The sequence below is a fragment of the Paracoccus sp. UBA889 genome, from assembly GCA_002294185.1.
Classification (GTDB): Bacteria; Pseudomonadota; Alphaproteobacteria; order Rhodobacterales; family Rhodobacteraceae; genus Paracoccus.
Genome location: DBFD01000041.1, coordinates 1,016 through 5,577, shown reverse-complemented (window position 1 = coordinate 5,577; position 4,562 = coordinate 1,016). Strand labels below are relative to the sequence as shown.

5 protein-coding genes are annotated in these 4,562 nt (G+C 64.6%); 2 read left to right on the top strand and 3 right to left on the bottom strand.

Features of this window, described 5'->3' with window-relative positions:
- Nucleotides 1-141: 141 nt before the first annotated feature.
- On the top strand, nt 142-498 hold the full coding sequence (locus B4L36_RS06705) for a hypothetical protein (RefSeq protein ID WP_292954226.1): 357 nt from the start codon (nt 142-144) through the stop codon (nt 496-498).
- A gap of 87 nt (nt 499-585) precedes the next feature.
- On the top strand, nt 586-2,859 hold the full coding sequence (gene parC, locus B4L36_RS06700) for a DNA topoisomerase IV subunit A (protein ID WP_292954223.1): 2,274 nt from the start codon (nt 586-588) through the stop codon (nt 2,857-2,859).
- A gap of 31 nt (nt 2,860-2,890) precedes the next feature.
- On the opposite strand, the gene B4L36_RS06695 is transcribed toward parC, so the two are convergent.
- From B4L36_RS06695 to B4L36_RS06685, 3 genes are all read right to left on the bottom strand, one after another.
- Nucleotides 2,891-3,478 carry a cytochrome b/b6 domain-containing protein gene (locus B4L36_RS06695; protein ID WP_292954220.1) on the bottom strand — a complete coding sequence of 196 codons (588 nt, stop codon included), beginning with the start codon at nt 3,476-3,478 and terminating at the stop codon, nt 2,891-2,893.
- A complete protein-coding gene (locus B4L36_RS06690; RefSeq protein WP_292954217.1) occupies nt 3,478-3,930 on the bottom strand; it encodes a c-type cytochrome in 453 nt (150 codons plus the stop codon). The genes B4L36_RS06695 and B4L36_RS06690 overlap by 1 nt, the downstream gene beginning before the upstream one ends.
- 142 nt (nt 3,931-4,072) lie before the next feature.
- Nucleotides 4,073-4,562, bottom strand: a 490-nt coding sequence (locus tag B4L36_RS06685; RefSeq protein ID WP_292954214.1) for a tellurite resistance TerB family protein, incomplete at its 5' end; no start/stop codon positions are given.

Genomic DNA, 4,562 nt, shown 5'->3' with positions numbered 1-4,562 from the left:
CGCAAGGGGCGGGGCCGCAAGGGATCGTGAACGCCGTCGCTCTCAGCATTTGCGGACCGGCCTGCTATGGTTGCGGAAGCCGCGTCGATGGGACGGTCCTGATTCCGCTTACGGCGTCGAGATGAAAAGGAAATGTTCCGGATGCGACGATTGCTTTTGCTGTTTGTGCTGATGCCCGGCGTGGCGCTGGCGAATTCGCCGCGCGTGGTCGGAATCGAGGCCATGAGCCAGGACGGAACGTGGCGGTTCGATGTCGCGGTCGAACATGCCGACGAAGGCTGGGACCATTATGCCGATGCGTGGCAGATCCTTGGCGCGGACGATACCGTTCTGGGAACGCGGGAACTGGTCCATCCGCATGTGGATGAACAGCCCTTCACCCGCTCGCTGAGCGGGGTAAACCTGCCGCAAGACCTGACACAGGTGCGGATCCGCGCCCATGACAGCGTCCATGGCTGGGGCGAGGCGGTGACCTTCGATCTGCCCGATCAGCCTTGAGATGAGGCGCCGCGGGCCGGGCTTTCCGCGCCCGTTTCCTGCGCTTTTCGTCTGGACCGGCAGCGCGGCTCGGCCTATCCATCCGTCATGTCCGACGAAGTGCCGAACGATCCCGACCAGAACCTTCAGGCCGAACCGCTCAGCCGGGCGATCGGCGAACGCTATCTGACCTACGCGCTGTCCACGATCATGAACCGCGCGCTGCCCGATGCGCGCGACGGACTGAAGCCGGTGCATCGCCGCATTCTCTATGCGATGCGCGAACTCAGGCTGGCGCCCAACGGTGCCTTCCGAAAATCGGCCAAGATCACCGGCGACGTGATGGGCAATTACCACCCCCACGGCGATGCGGCGATCTACGACGCCATGGCGCGGCTGGCCCAGGATTTCGCCATGCGCTATCCTTTGGTGGACGGACAGGGCAATTTCGGCAATATCGACGGCGACAACCCGGCCGCCGCGCGCTATACCGAGGCGCGGCTGGCGCAGGCCTCCGAGGCGCTGATGGACGGGCTGGCCGAGAACAGCGTCGATTTTCGCGCCAATTACGACGGCACCCTGACCGAACCGGTCGTGCTGCCGGCGGCCTTTCCAAACCTGCTGGCCAATGGCGCATCCGGTATCGCCGTCGGCATGGCCACGAATATCCCGCCGCACAACCTGCATGAACTGATCGATGCCTGCCTGCACCTGATCAAGACGCCCGAGGCGCGCGACGACACGCTGGCGGGCATCGTGCAGGGCCCGGATTTCCCGACCGGCGGGGTGATCGTGGAAAGCCGCGAATCGATCGCCGAAACCTATCGCACCGGCCGCGGCGCCTTTCGCGTCCGCGCCAAGTGGGAGCAGGAGGATCTGGGCCGCGGCCAATGGCAGGTGGTCGTCACCGAAATCCCCTATCAGGTCCAGAAATCCCGTCTGATCGAACGTCTGGCCGAACTGATCCAGACCAGGAAGATCCCGATTCTTGCCGATGTCCGCGACGAATCCGCCGAGGATATCCGCATCGTGCTGGAACCCAGGACCCGGGCCGTCGATCCCGAACAGATGATGGCCGCCCTGTTCCGCGTCAGCGATCTGGAGATTCGTTTCAGCCTGAACATGAACGTCCTGATCGATGGCCGCGTGCCCAGGGTCTGCTCGCTGAAAGAGGTTCTGCGCGCCTTTCTGGATCATCGCCGCGAGGTGCTGATCCGGCGCGCGAATTTCCGTCTGGACCGGATCGCGGCGCGGCTGGAGGTGCTGGAAGGCTATCTGGTCGCCTATCTTAACCTTGACCGGGTGATCGAGATCATCCGCTACGAGGAAGATCCGAAACGCAAGCTGATGCAGGAGGATTGGAGCGGCGGCGACAGCGTTTCCGGAATTTTTCTGAACGAGGTGCAGGTCGAGGCGATCCTGAACATGCGGCTGCGCGCCCTGCGCAAGCTGGAAGAGATCGAGCTTCGCGCCGAACGCGACAGCCTGCTGGCCGAACGCGAGGAATTGCAGACGATGCTGGGCGATGAGGCCGCGCAATGGGCGCGCATCGCCGATCAGATGAAGGAGGTGCGCAACCTCTTCGGCAAGTCCAGTCCCGACGGTCAGCGACGGACGCTGATCACCGATGCGGTCGAGGCCCCGCCGATCGACATGGAGGCGATGATCGAGCGCGAGCCGCTGACCGTGATCCTGTCCAGAATGGGCTGGATCCGCGCCATGAAGGGCCATCAGCCGCTGGATGCCGAACTGAAGTTCCGCGACGGCGACGGACCGGCGATGGCGCTTCATGCCGAGACGACCGACAAGCTGATGGTCTTTGCCTCGAACGGTCGTTTCTACACGCTGCCCGCCAACGCGCTGCCCGGCGGGCGCGGCATGGGCGAGCCGCTGCGCCTGATGGTGGATCTGCCCAATGAGGCCGAGGTGATCGCGATGTTCCCCTGGCGCGAGGGGCGGAAATATCTGGTCGCTTCGAAAGCCGGGAACGGTTTCATCGTCGATGCCGCCGACATTCTGGCCCAGACCAAGACCGGCAAGCAGGTGCTGAACGGCGACGCGCTGCTGTGCAAGCCGGTCGGCGGCGATCATGTCGCGGTGGTCGGCACGAACCGCAAGATGCTGGTCTTTCCGCTGGCCGATCTGCCGGAAATGTCGCGCGGCAAGGGCGTCCGCCTGCAGCGTTTCGGCAACGGCGGCGGGCTGGTGGCCGCCGATACGCTGTCCGACGCGACCTTCGTCACGCTTTCCGAAGGGCTGAGCTGGTCGATGACGGGCGGCAAGACCCGGACCGAAAGCGATCTCGGCGATTGGCTGGGCAAGCGCGCCGGCGCCGGGCGCATGGCCCCCCGCGGCTTTCCCCGCAATCACAAGTTCGACTGAATCGCGGTCCGGCCGACCTCTGCGGCGCCGGTCAGCGCATCCGGACCCATTTCCAGCCCGTGATCATCGGGCGGACCAGATCCTCGTTCTTCCACAATCGGTAGAACAGGATCATCGCCACGTGCAGAAACAGCAGGATCAGCACGATGCTGCCGCCGAGGCTGTGCCAGCCGACCGCCTTTCGCGACAGCCATCCCGGCACGTCCCCGGCCAGCGGACCGACATTCACGAAATCCTCGGGGTCCGAAATCAATCCCGTTCCGACCTGCCAGATCAGCGCAAGAAGCATGGCGATGACAGACAGCGCGCCCAGCGGATTATGCCCGAACCAATGACTGGGGGAGCGATCCAGGACGTGGCGCAGATAGCCCGCCACGGCCGAGGGTCCGCGCAGGAAGGTGCCAAAGCGCGCCGGCGCCGGACCCACAAAGCCCCAGATGATGCGAAAGACCAGCAACGCGACGATCGCGTATCCCAGCGAAAAATGCAGTGTCATCACGTTCGGGCCGAACTGGCCCAGAAGCCAGTTCACGACCACCAGCAGCGCCAGTGTCCAGTGATAGAATCGCAGCGCGGGATCCCAGACCCGAATCTTGCGCGCCTCGCGGGACCGGCCCATTACTTCTTGCGGAAGCTGTCGTGACAATCCTTGCAGGCGCCGCCCAGCTTTTGCAGGACCGGGCCGATATTGGCCTGTCCGCCCTTCACCGCCTCCGAGGCGCCGCTCGCGGCCTCTCCGAGGGCGGCATAGGACATGGCGAAGTCTTCGGGCTTTTCCCAGATCGCCGGCAGCGCGTCGGATCCCTCCATCTCGCCATTGGCGGTGCCCTCGATGAAAAGCGGCGGAATGTCGTATTTCGTCAGTGCCTCGATATTGGCGGCGGCTTTCGAGGCCGCGGCCTCGTCATAGTCGATCTCGCCCTTTGCCATCGCGGCCAGGGGCGCCATGTTCAGTGACAGCAGCTTCATATAGCCCTGTCGCCCCTGGAGAACGTCTTCCTCCTGCTCGGCATGGGCGGCAAGGGGCAGGGCGGCTGTGACGGCGATGGCCGCGATGGTCAAGAATTTCATGGCTGTTTCCCTGTTGAAATATCTGGCCTTCGTGGCGCCGATACTGGCAGAGGGCCGGAGCCGGATCAATTCTCATCGCGAATCGATCACGGGATTGCGATGGCCCGCCAGGCGTCTTTCCGCGCCGGTCGCGCAGCACGGGTCAGGTATAGAGCGGTGTGGCGCCGGCCTCGGCATGGATGCCGTTCACGGCCTCGCGCGACAGGCCCATGGCCTGGGCCAGATCACGCAGATAGCGGGCCTCGTCTTCATTGTCGAAATCGATGGCCAGCAGGGACATCAGATAGACCTGCGCCTCCAGCCCTTTGGGCACTTCGCCTGCAAGCGCCCTGGCATCGACCGGCGCGGCCATCTGTTCGCGGATGAACTGCCGTTCGTCGTCGTCGAGGCTGTCGCCCAGATGTCCCAGCAGTCGTTGCTTTTCGGCATCGTCGATGCGGCCATCGGATTTGGCGGCCTGGATCATCGCCCGCAGCATCAGCCCCGCCACGGCGTTCTGTTCCGGAGTGGGCGCGATCTCGGGTTCGTCATCGCGGATCACCGCATCGTTGAACAATTCGCCGAAGCTCGCGTCGTTTTGCGGCTGCGAATCCTTGCGCGCAAGCCCGCCGGCCGCGGCGCCGCCGGCGGCG

What these genes read in the sequence shown, in the direction of transcription:
- B4L36_RS06705 (WP_292954226.1), top strand. Translation starts at nt 142, where the DNA reads ATGCGACGATTGCTTTTGCTGTTTGTGCTGATGCCCGGCGTGGCGCTG.
- parC (WP_292954223.1), top strand. Translation starts at nt 586, where the DNA reads ATGTCCGACGAAGTGCCGAACGATCCCGACCAGAACCTTCAGGCCGAA.
- B4L36_RS06695 (WP_292954220.1), bottom strand. Translation starts at nt 3,478, where the DNA reads ATGGGCCGGTCCCGCGAGGCGCGCAAGATTCGGGTCTGGGATCCCGCG.
- B4L36_RS06690 (WP_292954217.1), bottom strand. Translation starts at nt 3,930, where the DNA reads ATGAAATTCTTGACCATCGCGGCCATCGCCGTCACAGCCGCCCTGCCC.